At 36.2% G+C, this 18,696-nt stretch carries 9 protein-coding genes and 1 pseudogene; 2 read left to right on the plus strand and 8 right to left on the minus strand.

What is annotated here, in order from left to right; genetic code table 11:
* The 3 genes from HMPREF3264_RS11595 to HMPREF3264_RS11605 all read right to left on the minus strand — a co-directional run.
* Window positions 1–452, minus strand: a 452-nt coding sequence (locus HMPREF3264_RS11595; RefSeq protein WP_070873403.1) for a YfiT family bacillithiol transferase, incomplete at its 3' end; no start/stop codon positions are given.
* Between the two features lie 35 nt (window positions 453–487).
* Window positions 488–1,870, minus strand: a complete 1,383-nt coding sequence (locus HMPREF3264_RS11600; RefSeq protein ID WP_070873404.1) for an NAD-dependent succinate-semialdehyde dehydrogenase — start codon at window positions 1,868–1,870, stop codon at window positions 488–490.
* 69 nt (window positions 1,871–1,939) lie between these two features.
* Window positions 1,940–2,362 (minus strand): MarR family winged helix-turn-helix transcriptional regulator, encoded by a 423-nt coding sequence (locus tag HMPREF3264_RS11605; RefSeq protein ID WP_002444802.1) that lies wholly within the window; start codon window positions 2,360–2,362, stop codon window positions 1,940–1,942.
* Between the two features lie 227 nt (window positions 2,363–2,589).
* Between HMPREF3264_RS11605 and HMPREF3264_RS11610 the strand changes: the two genes are divergently transcribed.
* Together HMPREF3264_RS11610 and HMPREF3264_RS11615 are read left to right on the plus strand one after the other, a co-directional pair.
* Window positions 2,590–4,248, plus strand: a complete 1,659-nt coding sequence (locus tag HMPREF3264_RS11610) for an FAD-binding dehydrogenase (RefSeq protein WP_070873405.1) — start codon at window positions 2,590–2,592, stop codon at window positions 4,246–4,248.
* A gap of 146 nt (window positions 4,249–4,394) precedes the next feature.
* On the plus strand, window positions 4,395–4,802 hold the full coding sequence (locus HMPREF3264_RS11615; RefSeq protein WP_070873406.1) for a hypothetical protein: 408 nt from the start codon (window positions 4,395–4,397) through the stop codon (window positions 4,800–4,802).
* 84 nt (window positions 4,803–4,886) lie between these two features.
* Here HMPREF3264_RS11615 and HMPREF3264_RS11620 read toward each other — a convergent pair whose 3' ends face one another.
* From HMPREF3264_RS11620 to ausA, 5 genes and pseudogenes are all read right to left on the minus strand, one after another.
* A complete protein-coding gene (locus HMPREF3264_RS11620; protein ID WP_070873407.1) occupies window positions 4,887–6,593 on the minus strand; it encodes an ABC-ATPase domain-containing protein in 1,707 nt (568 codons plus the stop codon).
* 169 nt (window positions 6,594–6,762) lie between these two features.
* Window positions 6,763–8,103, minus strand: coding sequence for a glucose transporter GlcP (locus HMPREF3264_RS11625; RefSeq protein WP_070833120.1), 1,341 nt, complete (start codon window positions 8,101–8,103; stop codon window positions 6,763–6,765).
* Window positions 8,104–8,301: 198 nt separating this feature from the next.
* Window positions 8,302–10,484: pseudogene (gene lip / locus HMPREF3264_RS11630) on the minus strand (YSIRK-targeted triacylglycerol lipase).
* A gap of 271 nt (window positions 10,485–10,755) precedes the next feature.
* Window positions 10,756–11,385 carry an aureusimine biosynthesis 4'-phosphopantetheinyl transferase AusB gene (ausB, locus tag HMPREF3264_RS11635; RefSeq protein ID WP_070873408.1) on the minus strand — a complete coding sequence of 210 codons (630 nt, stop codon included), beginning with the start codon at window positions 11,383–11,385 and terminating at the stop codon, window positions 10,756–10,758.
* Window positions 11,382–18,542, minus strand: coding sequence for an aureusimine non-ribosomal peptide synthetase AusA (ausA, locus tag HMPREF3264_RS11640; RefSeq protein ID WP_070873409.1), 7,161 nt, complete (start codon window positions 18,540–18,542; stop codon window positions 11,382–11,384). Before ausA ends, ausB begins: the two co-directional genes overlap by 4 nt.
* Window positions 18,543–18,696: the final 154 nt, after the last annotated feature.

The raw sequence follows: 18,696 nt of genomic DNA on the forward strand, positions 1-18,696 counted from the left end.
TTAGCTAATAAGAATCCAACTGTGAGCTCACCTGTTCCTACTAAATTAACTTGTCTATCAAGTTGTTCTTCTGTGACATTTTCTCCAATTGCTACTACACGTTTGTTTAACCCCTCAAGCAATTGAATAGATACTTCAATTGGTAATTTCGAATCTGCCAAATCTACCCATTGATTTTGATCAAACTCAGGTGCTGACGGATTTTCTTCAGTTAACGCTAATTTCAAACGGCTGAATAACTGTAACTGAGAATCTGCAATATGATGGACAAGTTGTCTCACCGTCCAACTACCCTCACGATATCTTTTCTTCAACTCTTCCTCTGAAATTCCATTAACGACGTTTTTGAGTTGGTCAATATATCTTTCTACCTCACTCATCCATCGTTTCACGTCGACTAAACTCACTTGGTTAGGTAATTCCAATTCTCCTATAGGAAATCTTACATCCATTTTATCCACCCCCACATTTTATTTAGAAACGTAATCTACATATCTCCAATTGATAAATATTTCGTTTCAAGGTATGGTTCTATACCTTCGATGCCACCTTCTCGACCGTAACCACTTTGTTTCATGCCACCAAATGGTGCGTGTGCAGCTGATGGTCCTCCATCATTCCAACCAATAACGCCATAATCTAAAGATTCGTATAAGTGGAATCCTGTATGATAATCGTTAGTGAAGAAATAGGCTGCGAGTCCAAATTCAGTGTCATTCGCCATTTGAATCGCATCTTCTAAATCTGAATATGTCATTACTGGTGCAATAGGGCCAAATGTTTCTTCATGCATTGCTTTCATTTCTTGGTTAGCATTTGAAATAACTACAGGTTTTAAGAAATTACCACCTAATTCTTGAATGTCTGATAATGAACGCGATAATTGGCCACCCTTATCTTCTGCGTCTTTAATCTGGTCAATTACTTTATTAACACCTTCTTGATTAATAAGTGGACCCACAACGACATCCTCATCCATGCCGTTACCTACTTTCAATGCATGAACTTTTTCTGTTAACTTTTCAATATACTCTTGTTCAATTGATTCGTGAACATAAATTCTATTTGCGCAAATACAAGTTTGGCCTGCGTTACGGAATTTAGTAGCAATCGTTTGATCAACCGCTAAATCCACATTCGCATCTTCATGTACGATTAGAGGTGCTAAACCACCTAATTCCATCGTCACATTTTTAACAGCTTGAGATGCCTGCTCAATTAATTTTTTACCAACTTGAGTTGAACCAGTAAATGTAACTTTTTGAATGATTGGACTCTCATTAAAGATTTCTCCAGCATTTTTACCGGATAAAATCACATATTGAATCGCATCTTCTGGAATACCCGCTTCATGTGCTAATTCAACTAATCGAATTGTCGTTAGAGGTGTTTGCGTTGCTGGTTTACAAACAATCGTGCAACCTGCGGCTAAAGCAGGCGCCATTTTACGTGTAATCATTGCTGCTGGGAAATTCCAAGGTGTAATTGCACCTACAACACCTACTGGAAATTGCTGTACAATAATCTTTTTAGATGATGAATTGGCAGGAATTGTACGACCATAGATACGTTTTGCTTCTTCTGCATACCATTTTATATAAGAATTAGCATAATCGACCTCGCCTTGTGCTTCTTTATAAGGTTTGCCACCTTCTTGTGTAATCAGTTTTGCTAATTCATTTTTATGTTCATCAACTAAACGTGCCCATTCAAATAACTTTGCTGAACGTTCATGTGCATCCACTTGTTTCCATGATTGAAATGCTTCATGTGCGCGTTCAATTTGACGATGTGCGGTTTGTTCGTCAGTATATTCTAAAATCTTAATCACTTCATTTGTTGCTGGATTCAAAACATCTAATTTTGTCATTTAAATCCACCCCTTTGGTAATATTTTACACTTCCGATTGTATACTACTCTATCTTTATTCGCTAACTTTTAAGATGGATTGGCATCCTTCACCTTTCGTACAAGCATTTCGATGTCTTCAATATTCACTTTACCAATTAACTTTCTATAATCACTCATTAACGTTTGTATGATATTGTTACCCTTTTCCGTTAAATAAATATATGTCGCACGTTGATCTTCTTTACTCATATCCTTACAAATGAATGCTTTCTTTGGAGATCTCAGTCGGTCTATAAGACGAGACATAGCACTCTGACTCAATTTCACTTCTTTAATTAAGTCATTAATTTTATATTTCTTATCTTTCGCCTTATATAACTCATAAAGCACATAGAATTCTCTTAAACTTATGCCATAGTTCTGTTTAAAATTACGTTCAATCATATCTTCTATATATCTGAAATATTCTGTAACCTCAATCCATTCATCTATACCATTCTGTTGTGTCATTCTTGCACCTCCTCAGCTGACTTATTCTCACTTATTATTATACATTGATGCTCGTTTTGTAGAAATATACAGCATTTATTTCTGTTTTTGAAAATGAATTATGAGATTATGTTTATTTAATATCATAAAATGACTCATGCGATGAATTGAAGTTAATGATAAAATATATAGCGGTTTGTTAGCATTTTACATATAAAAATTTAGCAAAATAAAAAGGGAGTATATTCATGAATAAAACAGTGCATATTATCGGTGCAGGTTTAAGTGGTCTTGTAGCGGCTACGGAACTGCTTAAGAAAGGGTTCCACGTTACTTTAATCGATCAAGAACCTAGACAAGCGATTGGAGGACAGGCATACTGGTCGTTTGGAGGCCTATTCTTAGTTAATTCGAAGGTACAACGTCGATATGGTGTTAAAGATTCATATGATTTAGCACTTAATGACTGGATGGGATCTGCACAATTTGACCGCCTCGATGGAGAGGATTATTGGGCAGAACAATGGGCAAAGGCCTACGTCAAATTTGCCACTTATGAAAAGGAAGATTACTTACATCGTATGGGTATCAAACTAACACCAATTCTTGGATGGGCTGAACGTGGTGGATCATCTGCATCAGGTCATGGTAATTCAGTACCTCGTTTCCATATTACATGGGGAACTGGTCCTGGACTTGTCGAACCATTTACGAATTATGTTTTACAACAAGAGCAAGCTGGTCGTGTGACTTATTTACCAAGACATCAAGTTACAGCAATCGACATTGAAGATAATCAAGTGCGACATATCTCAGGAAACATTCTAGAAGAAAGCGATGTAGAACGTGGCGCGCCCTCTTCTCGTAAAGTCATTGATACATTCTCATATGATGTAGAGAATCTTGTTATCACATCAGGTGGTATCGGAGCTAATATAGAACTGATTAAGAAGTATTGGCCGAAACGTCTTGGCAACGCGCCTCAACATATGATTCAAGGCGTGCCGGATTCAACTGATGGCCGTTTAATCGGTATTTCTGAAAATGCCGGTGTCAATATTGTAAATAAAGACCGCATGTGGCATTATACGGAAGGCGTTAAGAACTATAGCCCTATATGGAAGCAGCATGGTATACGTATTATTCCAGGCCCTTCTTCAATGTGGTTTGATGCTGAAGGTCATCGTATGAAGGCACCTGATTATCCTGGATTCGACACATTACACACGTTAGAAACAATTATGAAAACAGGATATGATTATTCTTGGTTTATCTTAACAGAAGACATCATTAAGAAAGAGTTTGTATTATCAGGTTCTGAACAAAACCCAGATTTAACGAATAAAGACATTCAATTATTAATTAAAGAACGTTTAAGTAAACAAGCTACCTCTCCAGTCAACGCATTTGTAGAAAAGGGTGAAGACTTTGTTGTCGCTGATGATTTAGGCACTTTAGTTAAGAAAATGAATGCACTTGTTAACGATCATTTATTAAATTACGATGAGATTAAAGCAGAAATTAAATCTCGTGACTTACAAATTACAAATGCATTTAGCAAAGATCCTCAGATTGCATTTATTCATAATGCAAGACAATTTTTAGGAGATAAGATTGTAAGAACGGCAAAACCTCAACCATTCTTAAGTAATATGAGTGGTAAATTGATTGCTGTGAAACTCAATATCATCAGTCGTAAAACACTTGGTGGTATTCAAACTGATTTAGATGGTCGTGCCATGAATCAACAGAGTAAACCTATTCAAGGTTTATATGCTGCTGGAGAAGCTTCAGGCTTTGGTGGTGGCGGTCTTCATGGATATCGCGCACTTGAAGGTACGTTTTTAGGTGGCTGTATCTTTAGTGGTATTCGAGTTGCAGAAGGTATAGATAAATATAATCAATAAGTCATTTCTTATAGAGTGGTTACTCATATTTTTGATATGGGTAGCCATTTTTTTGAAGGTTGAAAAGGATTCTCTATTTTTATACACTACTTTATATTTATTTTATGATATTATTTTTATAATAATTGAAGATTGGAGTGTAAATGATGCCAAGAGATTCTTTAAAGCCATTTCGTAATCGCCTCGTGACTGTTTCAGGTCAAGTCGTACTTATGCATCATGGAGGTCGCTACGGCAGATACCCTTTTCACAATAATACAAGAATGTTACTTAGAGATTTAATGATTGAAGGACAACCCATTGATCATATTTGGCTCAAAGTTCCTCAAAGATACTACAATAAAAGAAGGCGTATCATAAATCAGCGTGTTAAGTTTAAAGCTAAAATTGTGCCTTATGTTAAAAAAGGTATGCATGGCTTTATTCAAGAATATGGATTACAAAAACGGAGTGGCTTCACTATTATTAATGGAAATCACGAAGAGATACTTGACCATGAAGAGAAATATTTCGATGAAGAGCTTACCGTAGAATTCTTCTTAAAAGAACCATAGAAAGCGTATTGTTACCCTCACTTATTGATGAGTGAGCTCACAATACGCTTATTTTTATAACTATTTAACTTTTATCGTAATGTTTTAAGAACGTTCACTACGAATGTGTAGCCCTCGATATCTATTTATTGTACCAATTAATTCTTGTTTGCGTGGTAAAGCTAAATTACCTGGATGACCTTGATGATGTGAAATCACTTCTAGTCCTTCTTGTTCAATACGTTGATATAAGCGATCTGTTGCTTGAGCAAGCGTAACATCATTGTTGAGTATTTCATTTTTAAGATAATCTAACATCATCGCTAAACTGTTCGTCTGGCTATCGTCCACAAGTTGCTCTAAACCAGAAATTTGAATAGGTACCTTACCATATGTCACTGTATGAAGCCCTTTAGCTTTGAATCGGTCATCTTTCCCTTTCTTATTGAAGCTAGATTTAAGAGGGGCTCTAGACGGAATGCTACCAAAGTCTGCATGTGATTGATCGATTCTCTCATAACCCGCGGATTGTGCAATGTCCTTCGCTTCAGTTGTGACATCTTTTAAATGATATTCATCCATCATTAGAACTTGGTCAGCCACATCAAAGTAGTCTCCAGAACCCCCAACAATAAGGATTGTAGATACGTCATGATGGTCATATAATGGTTTCACTCTATTTGAAAATGGTGTAATCGGTTCTTTCTCAGGCGCAATCAATCTTTGCATGCGTCCATCACGAATCATAAAGTTTGTTGCAGACGTATCTTCATCAATCAGTAAGAGCGATGTTTGTGCTTCTAAAGCTTCCATTACATTCGCTGCTTGAGACGTACTACCACTCGCATTTTCCGTTGAAAATTCTGTCGTGTCTTTCTTACCAGGCAGATGATCGATAAACGGTTGAATATTAACCTTCTCAATACTTCTACCGTCTTCGGCTCGAATCTTCATTGCGTCATGTTGCGTAATCACATACTCTCTTCCATCTCCAGCAATATGATTATAGACACCGCGCTCTAATGCCTCAAGCAATGTTGATTTACCATGGTAACCGCCACCTACAATTAAAGTAATACCTTTGGGAATTCCCATACCTTTGATGGATTTTCCACTTGGTAAGTCTAATTGGATTTCAAACTTTTCAGGGCTTTGAAACTTAATGGCATGTGTCATAGGACGGTCAGATACACCACTTTGTCGAGGTAAAATGGCATCATTCGCAACAAATGACACTAGGCCTCTTTGAACTAATTCATTTCGTATAAACATTTGGTCTATCATCAATTTAACTTGATTGTGAAGTTTTGTTTGATCAAGATGCTCATAACGTAGTGCTTGGTTCACAATTTCAGGTAGTATATCGATAAGTGTGTGTGCTGCAGCTTTACCAAGAATTTTCCGACCAGCTGCAGGTAGTCCCACTTCAATTCGAGCTTCAATATCTTTATCATTGATGACTACAGATGTACGTTCTAACATCTCTTGTCCACAACGATCGATAAATAGTTTCCCTGACTTTTTAGACTTTTGCGTTGCTACTTGAATATGTTGATGCATAGATCTTGTTAAGAAGTCACTGACTGCAAGTCGTTTATATTTATCATTCAATAAATCATCTGGTATCCCCGTCGTATTTCTATCCATAATGACTCTCATTTTAGAAGGCGGCGCAAACGGATCGACTTGTACATGGTCGATTGCAAGTCTAAATTGGTCAAATTCGTACATTCCTTTCGTACGTTTGTATGCACCGTACTTTTGACCGTCTAATGATTTTAATGTGTGTTCAAGTGCTTGAGCACTTTTCATGTCATACACCTCCGTTCTTAATTTTCGTAACTTACATTTTTTACCCTGAAAATGAAACCCATTAAACGTATGCGATTCGCTTAAAAATAATTATGCGCATACACTTAAAAATAAAAAACACTCCAAGTTCTCAACATTATATTGAAAACCGGAGTGTGAAATTTATATATTATTCAGTTTTAGCACCTGTACGTTCACGTAAGTCATATTCAATTTCTTCAAGACTACGTCCACGTGTTTCAGGTAAGAATTTAATAACAAATAACATGGCAAGTACACCAATCACAGCAAAGATTAAGAATACCCATTCTGTACTTAATGCATCACTTAAAATTGGGAATAATAATGACACAATCAATGTACCAATATTAAGTACTAACGCAGAGATACCTGTTGCCGCACCACGTGCACGCATTGGGAATAACTCTGGTAACATAACCCATAATACAGGACCCCATGAAATACCAAAGAAGACAATAAATAATGATAAGCATAAGATAATAATCCAAGCTGAAGATGCAATACCAATTGTCCAAATTAATACAGCCATGATGATTAAAGAAGCAATCATCCCAATATTACCCATAACTAATAACTTCTTACGATCGACTCTATCCACTACAAATAGTGCAATAATTGTAACAAGTACATTGACCACACCAATACCTACTGAACCTAAGATAGAGGCTGCTTCGCCTAAACCTGCTTTAGCAAAAATAGTTGATGAATAGAATATCACTGCATTGATACCAATAAATTGTTGGAATATCGCAAAGATACAACCAACGATTAATGTTCGACCTAACCATGGTGACTTAATGACTGTCCATGTAGATTCAGCAATTGCTGAGATTTCTCTCATTTCTTTAATTTCTTTTTCGATTTCACTATCGTCGTATGTAATTTTCATTACTTTACGCGCCGCTTCTTCGCTTCTATTTTCAAGGAGCCATCTTGGACTTTCAGGCATGAAGTATATACCAATCAATAGAATAACTGATGGTACTACTGCAAGACCTAACATCCAACGCCAACCTTCGATACTCGCAAAACCATAGTTAACAAGGTATGCCGCTAAGATACCAATTGTGATCATTAATTGGTTTAATGAACCTAGAGAACCACGGTATTCCGTAGGTGCCATTTCAGATAGATATACAGGCACGGTAGACATTGAACCACCGACAGCTAGTCCAATAATTAATCGACCAATAATCAATAATGCCAGGTTAGTCGAGAAGGCAAGTGTTAATGCGCCAATAATGAATACGACAGCGATTAACATGACAAGACGGCGACGTCCAAGTTTATCAGCTAACGGTCCACTGCTTCCCGCCCCAATAATTGCACCAATTAACATAGAAGATACAACAATACCTTCCGTTGTACTGTTAAGTGGTATGTCTTTATGTATAAATAATAATGCACCGGAGATTACACCATTGTCATAACCGTAGAGTAAGCCTCCTAATGCTCCCAATATAAAAATCAAATATTTATTTACCTTCATGTAAATCATTCCCTTTTTTAAAAACTAAAACAATTATACGCCTAAAATGAAAGCGTTTCAATTTCTATTTTATTAAAATCGAATTACATGTTACTTTTTGCACTTATTTTTTGGTTAATCATTTTCCATTTGTATGTAAGTAACAAAAATAACACGCCGAGTATTGAAATATAATTCAATTCTCGACGTGTCTACATTTTATTTATCTGTTACTTTCTCGTTTTGAACTATTTCTTTCATCATGCTATCCCAGAAGTCTCTTAAATCGTCTACTGAAATACGCACTTCTGAACTATCTGAACCTACAAAATCACCGTGGTCCCAACCGTGTTTAACCGGCATAACTTGCCATACACCCTTTTTAATCTCTTTTGTTGCAGGTACAAAGGCTTGGTTAAATGGATGTTGTGCTGAAATGACAGACACCAATCCATCGTTGACTCTCCATTCTTTTTCTGGCGCTTTACCAATCACATTTGCTGTTACAAGATAAGAGAATTTGATATTAATATCTGCCTTTTGTCTACCATCTAATGTCGGACGCGTTGATTCTCCTGTGTATGTTTTATACACAATATTTGGATTAAGTGATGTATGTTGATTTAACTTACTCGTACCTTCGCGACTTAAATCGTAAAATGCATTATCTTTCGTTTTCCAAATCTTACTTGTGTTGTTAACGCGTTTCACATATTGCGCGTGCGTTTCACCGTCTCTTTGAGCAAGGCCCCATTGTTTTAAACCTAAATCAACTCTTGAAAGCTTATGCCCTTGAAATCTTGCATAGTCATAAGCAAGTTGACGGATAAATGGTTCATTCCCTACATCAGCAGCATGCGTACCATTATGTGGCGCAGCTAGAGTGGTAATTGAAGAAATCATATTATCCTGTCCGCCTTTAAATAAAGGTGATATGCTTCCGCCGTGTTGCTTTTGATAATCAACCTCTTCTGGATTGCCATTACGTAGCATTTCTTCTAATAAACGTACAGTTTGACCACCCATACTATGACCAATTAAATGAATTTTTGACCTGGTTGCCATTCACGGTATGCACCGGCGTATGTTTTACCATATCTATCATGGCCATATTTAGCTGCATGGGCAGCGCCGTAATCGACTTTTCCGCCTTTAATATAGTAATATAATTCGACTGCTCGATCATAATTACTACCAAATGCGCTTACGCTGGCTTCACTGACGTTATAACCTTTAGCTCTTAATTCTTGTGTCAATTTAATTCGGTCGCCACCCCAATAATTTCCAGCAAGGGCAGGTCCATTATCTGCAGTATAACCGTTGAAACCATGCACTAAAATGATAGGATCATGATTTTTATATTGAATTTGAGGGAATGATTTATTTGCTTGTTTTTTAACCTGTTTATCAGTTTGTTGAGCGGATTTATTTTTAGGTGTAGCAACAGCATTTCGTGTTAAAGTATTTAAGCCTTTTTTAGATTGATCATCTTTTTTACCAGGGGCATGTGTATTTGTCATACCGTCGCTGTCTAAGTCTTTTACTTTAAGGTCTTTTTGATTTGTTAGCTTTTGAGTTGTCTGCTTTTGTGGTGCTTTCGTTTGTGGATGCTTGTTTAATGCTTCCACTGGGGCTTCTTTTTTCGCATTTTGAGTATCTTTTGCAGTCACTTGTTGTTTTGGTGATTGTGTGTGATTCGAGTCATTATTTTGAGTCGAGGCTGGATGTGATTTCTTTTGAGGTTGTGCTTGAGTCACACTATCATTGTCTTGTTTTTCTAAAGGTTTTGTTGCATCATTGTTTCCTTTTTCAAATGACTTTGTCACATTTGTGTTCGAAGTTGATGGTTTCTGAGTATCTTCACTTTGCGGTTCTGCTTTACGTTCAGAAACTTTTTCTGCGCTTGCTTGTTCAGTTTGCTGTGATTGTTCATTTGGATTTTGCTGATTCTCTTGAGCTTGTGACGACACATGGTCATTTTTAGTTTGTGAACTTTGTGATTGTTGGATTTGCGGTTGCTGAGTTTCTGATTTATTTGTTTTAACATTGTCTTGATTCTGTTTGTCTTGAGTTGCATTTTCTTTAGTTTCAGTTACTTTGTCATTATTTTCCGTGTTTGTTTGCGCTTGTTGTTGAGCATCTTCATTATGTATAGATGATGGCGCATTATTTTTAGTTTCTAGTGAACTTTTATTATCATTTTCAACATTCGATTGCTTCTCACTATTTTTATCATTTTCAGCCCCAATAGATTGTGCTATGTGGTTTTCAGAATTCCCTTGAGCGTCTTGTTCTGCGGCATGTGCAGTTTGGCCCCCAATAAATAACATTGATGCGACGATGATTGAAGACGCACCAATACTTAATTTACGAATACTGTACGAGTTCTTTCTGTTTTTCATGTTTTTAGCACCTCTACATCATTTTTTAATTTTGAATTCGGTCTTAAATGAAAATATTTACAATAGCACGTGGGATTAACTCAAAGATTTTACTCAACCATGCTTTTATCATCTTCATGCTCCTCTCTGTTGATGAAAATAAAATACAAAACCTAAAGGCAACTTCATCATATAAAAACAATATTAAGCCTATATGAATTTACCTTTACATCTTTCTAAAGACGAAAAAAGGGAGCTGAGACATCATTAAATATCTCAGCTCCCTGTTAAATTAGTATAGATTTTGTATGGGTATTTCAACTAATTCGTGTTGCTTGGTTCTTACCGTACATAATTGAATCATCATGTTATATTCAACGAATGGTTGAAATGATACTTCTTTATTTTTATAGAATAAAGGTTGCGTCACATCATAAACATCTATGCCACGTACTAATCCTTCACCTATCATTTTCGTGTAGCTCTCTTTTTTCGTCCAAATTTCATAGAAGTCTTTTAATATTTGCACTTGTTTAAATTCATTTTCCGAAAATTGATGCGCCAAACTCATGTAATCAATCTCTTTCATCAATTCAATATCAAGTCCCACTGGTTGATCATCGATTGCACAAGCAATATATGGAAAACTGTATGAAAGATTCACATATAAGTCGATAGAATGTGCACTTTGAATGTCCACTTTCCCATTTTTCGCAATCTGATACTCCCATTGATGTGGGCTCAACTCGCCCCATTGCTCAATACAATATTGGATAAGGAAGTCACCTAACGTATGCATGACACGGTCTTTTTGAAAACGGTACTGTATACGTCTAGGTTTCTTCGCTTGCCGCCTTGATGTTAATAATCTTTGCGCAATCATGTCGATGTCATCGTTTATTTTTGTTAAAAATACTGTCATTCGTTATTCTCTGTTTTCTTGAATTTGTCAAAGAGTAAATCTCTCCAAGCGCGTAACCATTCAGATGTTACTACAGGCCATCCATCACCTAATTGCGCGATCACATGTTGCGTCATATCAGAATTTATTTCTGACGGCACTAGTGATGCATTACCGCTACTTAGGCCAATTACCTCATGCATGCCTTCATTAATTAACATTTGTTCAAACGCTTTATCACTAATGATATTCATCTGTGTATGATTGGCACCCTCTAATACACTTTGCATCGTTTTTGTATGAGGTGAATAAATATGATAAATAATTGGCTGTGCTTGTGATGCAGCAAGCTTCACAATATGACGTGCGGTTACATCAATAAATGAGAAATCTAGACATGTCTTACCGAAATTTTCTCCTATAGATGACGTTTTTAATAACTCATGCATCATGATTGAGAATCGATTCGTTGTAAGATTTTTCATATTTAATGCCCCAGAATACGCACTTGTTAAATTACCTAATCTCATAATTTGTGCGTCTAATCCATCATTGACCGCTTCTAGCACTTTGATTTCACTAAAGAATTTACTTTTGGTGTAAGGTGACGTAAATAATTGTTGTTTATAAACATCTTTTTCTGAAAAAGTTCTATCCTCAACGTGGGCTTCAAAGACAGCTCCGACGCTAATTGTACAAATATATATAAACTTCGCATGATGCTGTTGAGCGATGTTTAATAAATCCTCAGTACCTTGAACATTTACATTAATAAACGCCTCATCATCACCAAAATGATCTGTACGTGCGCCTGCATGCATAACGGTATCAATTGTTTCATTAATGCCTAAAGAACCTAAGTTTGTTAAATCGCCCAATACGATGTCTACATTTTTCATTAAGTCAGTTACATGTGAGGCATCAAAATAACAAGTCAAATTCTCTTGTAATTTGTATCGTGCCTCAGCCATGTCATGACCTCTCACAATACATGTCACTTTATCTGCATAACCTTGCAACTCATTAATGAGATATGCACCTAGGAACCCTGTCGCACCAGTGAGTAATACGTGACCCAATGCATTTTGAGTAGGCGCAGTGATATCTTTTCGATATCGGCGTTCAACTAAAGCTTGTAACTGAGGTAAGTGATCCGGCACATTGACCGCTACCAACTCATTATCCCTCTCAAATTGTTCTGCTAAATGGCGCACCGTTTTATATTGGTACACATCTTGCATTGTAATGTGAATATCTTGTGATTTAAGTTTCGACACTGCAACCATAGCATCAAGGGACGTTCCGCCAATTTCGAAAAAGTCATCATCAATACCAATCATAGGCACCTCTAAAACTTCAGCAAATATTGATACAAAGGTTTGTTCCATGTTATTTCGTGGTTGGACAAAGATATTTCGTTGAATACGAGGTCGAGGTAACTTCGATTCATCAACTTTGTCATTACGTGTTAAAGGAATCTCATCAATTGCTGTTAATGTTTTAGGAATCATATATTTCGGTAAATAATGATTTAACTGTCTCGCCACCTCTGATTCTTTTTGATCACTTCCTACAAAGTAGGCATGGAGTATTTCGTGGTCATTTTGTTTATCAACAATTACTACACTATCAGAGATATCTTCCACAGAATTAATGACATTCTCAATTTCTCCGAGTTCTATTCGATACCCATTTACTTTGACCTGTTTATCAATGCGTCCCATAAATTCTATTTGACCCTCATGCGTATATCTTGCTAGGTCACCACTTCGATATAATTTACCTTCTCCAAATGGATTGTCTATAAATGATTCTGCTGTCAGTTCAGGTCTATTTAAGTATCCAGCTGTTAGACTTTTACCTGCAATACATAGCTCACCTGATATACCCACGCCACAAAGTTTAGTTCCAGAAAGAATATACACTTGTATGTTAGCTAAAGGTTGACCAATAGGTATCATTGATGGAATAGGTTCTCCTTTAGAGTAAGACCAATTCGTAGCAATAACTGTTGATTCAGATGGCCCATATGCATTGAAGTACGTATCACAATGTTGAGAAATGTGTCGGACAAATGCTGGCGTACTTGTTGCGCCTCCTGTAAATAGTTTAGAAATATAAAAGTCTTTCATCACATTACAAACTTGTAGCGGTATAGATGCAGCAGTGATGTGCTCTCTCACAATGAGTTGTTCTAATTGTTCCGTGTCTGTCCGTTCATTGTCATTCGCAATCACAAGTTTATAACCATTTAACAGCGTACAATAAATTTCCATAGCTGACGCATCAAAGACATAGTTGTGATATTGCATAAATGTCTCTTCTTCTGATAATGCCAGCCTATCGGTCCATGCATTCACTAGATTTAAGATGTTGCGTTGTCTCACCGATACACCTTTAGGCATACCTGTAGTTCCAGACGTATAAATACTATACATTTCATCTTCTAGACTGCCCGCATATTCTGAAAATGATTTTTCAATAGGAGTCTCTGTATCAATGGATTCAATTGGAATCGTTAATACATTTGAATCATAAGTGACACCATACGTCAGTATTGCTGACACTTCCGCATCTTCAAGGATATGTTCAATACGTTTTTCAGGATTTGTCACGTCAATTGGTACATATGAAGCCCCTACTTTCCAAGAAGCCACCATACATGCAATCATTTCAAAACTTCGCTCTGTTAATAGTGCAACACGTTCACTAGCTTTGACTCCGCGTTGGATTAGTGCGTTTGCTATACGATTTGCGTATGTGTCCAATTCACGATAAGTCATAGAGTGACCACTAAGTTTAAGCGCCACGTCATCACCTTTACGATTCACGATGTCGTTAAATTGTTGTTGGAGAGATTTATTTTCCGGGAAATCTAATGAATGACGATTCACATGTGTCTCAACCCATTCCAACATATGTTGATTCTCTTCAATATCTTGAATCTTCAATTCTTGAGTAGAAATGACATGGCTGATAATGTTTTCAAGTTGTTCAGCCATATGACGAATTGTGTCGTCAGCATATAAATCAGTATTATATTCAATATTAACTACATAATCATCTTGATCTTCCTCAATAATGAATGATAGGTCAAACTTCGCTGTTGTTGATTGAGGAGGTATGTGCGTCAGTTGACTATGACCAAAGTTTGCATGATTCGTTTCATTGTTTTGCAGTACAAGCATAACGTCAAACAATGGATTACGAGAAGCATCTCGTTCATCTATAAGATCGTTAACAAGACTTTCAAATGGATATTCTTGATGTTCATAAGCGCCAAGGCTAGTCTCTTTAATTTCAGACATCAATTGTTCCCATGTCTTATCATCTGTCGGATGACCACGATAAACTAGTGTATTCGCAAACATACCGAGCATATTTTCAGTGTCGCGATGTGTACGCGCACTAATCACACTACCGATAACAATGTCATCTTGGCGTGAATACTTGTGAAGTAACACCATAATCGCACTTGCAAAGAACATGAAATCTGTCATTTGATGTTGCTCAACGTAAGACTGTAATTGTGTCTTAAGTGCTTCATCAAAATGGAATGTCATCATATTTCCATTTGTCGTTTTAATACTTGGTCTAGGGTAATCTGTCGGCATATTTAATACAGGAACATCATCTTCAAACTGTTGTAACCAGTAACGACGTTGTTTACTTAAGTCTCGATTTGCCATCCATTCGCTGTAATCTTTATATTGCAGTGCCAATTCAGGCAATTCTTTTTCTTGATACAATCCATTTAAATCAGCCAATAGAATGGTATTACTCATGCCGTCGTTAATACTGTGATGCGTATCGATAAATAAATAGTCTTCGTGAGGTGCATGTATATATCTCACGCGCATTTGACTCGGTTGTTCAAGGTTAAATGGCTCTGTATATGCTCGTATAATTTGTTGTTCATCTGTATATCTTGTTGTTACTTCTTTAAAGTCAGCCTCAACATCGTTTGCAATACGTTGTTTTACTTCATTTTCATCAATCACATATTGCGTTCTTAAAATTTCATGTCGTGCGATGAGTTGATTGAGTGCACGTTTCAATTGCGCCACATTCAACTCTGATGTCAATCGCCATAAGAACGGAATATTGTAGACTGTATCTTCTGGATTGACGCTCCACAATAGATACATACTCTTTTGAACAGCACTTAATTCATATTGATATGCGGACTGTGCTTTCGGTATAATCTCAAAGTCCTCATTCTTCATTTCCATAATATGCTGGCTGAGCTGTTCTACAGTCGGTAACTTCATGATATCTCCGACTTTAAGACGCTTTTTAAGTTGAGCTTCAATACGGTTTACTACTAACGTTGCGCGTAATGAATGTCCTCCAAGTTCAAAGAAATTATCTTTAATCCCTACTTGGTCCACATGTAGTATCTCTTCAAAGATACGACAAATCACACGTTCACCATCATTACGTGGTGCGACATAATTTGATAGATCTACCATCTCAATATCCGGTAAGGCACGTTTATCTAATTTCCCATTTATTGTAATTGGTATTTGATCTATTTTCTTAAAATGAATCGGAATCATATAATCAGGCAATGTTTCGCTCAACACTTCTTTTAAGTGACTTGTCGATTGTGGTTGTGAAGCTTCATAATATGCCACGATCTGTTTATCTTGTTCGTGTTCACGTACAATCACGACAGCTTTATTAATATCTCTGATTGCTTCTATCGCTTTCTCAATTTCTGAAAGCTCGATTCTAAATCCACGAATTTTAACTTGCTTATCGATACGACTGATGTAATCGATATGCCCATCTTCTTGAAGACGTACTAAGTCACCGCTGCGGTAGAGTCTTTCATTTTCAAAAGGTGAGGTAACAAATCTCTCAGCCGTGAGCTCAGGTTGATTTAAATAGCCTTTCGCTAAACCAACGCCACCTATACATAATTCACCAGGAATACCTACGCCACATAAATGGTCCCCTTGCATGACATAAACTGTCGTGCCATTAATTGGTTGACCAATTGGAATACGTGCTGGCATTTCTTCAGGTATCGCATACGTTGTAGTAAATGTTGTATTCTCAGTAGGTCCATAACCATTAATGATTTCTGGATGACGCTGACGAGAATTTAATAAATTCACCCATTTGGCATTGAGCACTTCGCCTCCAATCAATAGATAAGTCAACGGCTCTAATACTTCAATGCGTTCACTTGCAATTTGATTGAAAAGAGATGACGTCAGCCACATCGTATTGATTTGATTGACAGCAATGGTTTGACCTAATTGAGTTGGGTTTAGCAATGTATCCTTGGAAGTAATGATTAAACGTCCACCATTTAACAATGCACCATAAATTTCAAACGTTGCTGCATCAAAAGCCACAGTTCCTGAGAGTAAAATGACTGTTTCATAGTTTAATTCAACATAATTTGGTTGATGTACTAAACGATCAATACCTTTGTGCGGTACTACGGTACCCTTAGGTTTGCCTGTTGTACCAGATGTATAAATAATGTATGCCGTATCTTCAGCAGTATTGATTTGGCTCGGATTTTCCAAATGGTTATCAGCATACCAATCGATCTTCTCAAGTTGAATTTGAGGTACATCTGAATAGAGTGTTGTTTGGTACGTAACGACAGCTTTAGGCTGTGCATCTTCAATAATATAAGCCGTTCTATCATCAGGATAATCTGGATCAATAGGTAAATAACCTGCACCAGATTTCAGAATACCTAACATTCCTACAATCATATCTAAACTACGCTCTGCTAAGAGTCCAACAATATCATTAGCTTGAATATCATATTCTGTTCGTAAGTGATATGCTAAATGATTCACGCGATGATTTAATTCAGCATATGTCATAGCATGTTGTTCAAATTTTAACGCTATTTTGTCTGGATGTTGTGCTACCTGATATTCGAAACGCTCAATCACTGTTTGGTAATTTTTAGCACTTGATAAATGACGATTGATTTCTTGATAAAGATGTTGATCCTCTTCATTACAAAGTTGTATATCTTTAATTAACATTGATGGATTTCGTGTTAATTGCATATAAATATCTTTTATTAAACGCATCAATGTCTTAATAGTTAAATTATCGTAAGCATTCGCATTATATACTAAATCAAACCCATCCTGTGCACATGGATAAATTTCCAAATCGGCTAACAATGACGTATCACTATATAATCGATGTACTTTATGCGTAGTATGATTCAATTCAAAACGCTTGATAATTGTTGAAGCGTGCACTAAAGTTTCAAATTCAACGTCACTCGACATCGGATCTGCCATGAAAGATGTTCCATTTTGCATCATTTCTGAAATGACCGATTCCCATTCATTCATGATTGTTTCAACTGAATGAGACCCTTCGATATTTAAACTTAATGGTGCTACATGAGTGTTGATAAGCATCATATCGTCTGTCTTGTCATAATTGAGTGGAAATTGAATTCCTAATGCCACATGATTGGACTGACTCATAAAGTAATTTGCCAAATATGTGCTTATAACGAGTCGATTCATATCAAACGACTCAACTTGAGCGTGAAGATGTTCAACTTCTTTGTGCTCTGTATTGTTTTTAATTGGCATATATGACTCGTACTCACTATCAGCACTCAATACTTTAAAATGCTCTAATTGAGTATTGTCCTCAACATGTACAAAATCTTCGTTCATGTCTTTAATCATATTATAGAAATCAGAAACCATATGTTCGTGGAATAAACCATAATTATAAGCAATATTAAGTTGTCTGAAGAAGTCGCCCAATTGACTATCATTAAAAATCATAGAGTGAAAATCTAAAAGTAAGAAAGTGTCATCCAAAAATTGATAAATTGTAAAATTAAATAGAGGTAATTGATTGAAATAGTAGGAATTTAGTTCTTGTCTGAAGTAAGCCTCGATATCGAGATTTTTCGCCTTTTGATTGATATCCTTAATTTGAATAAACGGGAAAAATTCTCGTACATCGATTCTTAGTTGTTCATTATTCATTTGAAATGTAGATCTTAACATTGGTTGATGTTGTACAACATCTAGTAGCGCGTACATCAATCTGTGACGTTCAATGTCATTATCTAATTGAACCCAATATGTCACCCTTTTAGTAGTTGAAGATGTTTGTAAATATTTATTATAAAAATATTGTTGAAAATGCAGTGTGTCTATTGTCATTCAAGTCCTTCCTTTATACTCATACTTTATAATACTCACTAACATATAACTTACATATTTCTTTAGATACGCTATATATTAGTACATTTAAACACATTAAAACAATTGCTTGAATGATATTTTTACAAAAACTTAATAAATAATTTTTGCGTTT

This window comes from Staphylococcus sp. HMSC62A08, from assembly GCF_001839105.1.
Lineage (GTDB): Bacteria > Bacillota > Bacilli > Staphylococcales > Staphylococcaceae > Staphylococcus > Staphylococcus caprae.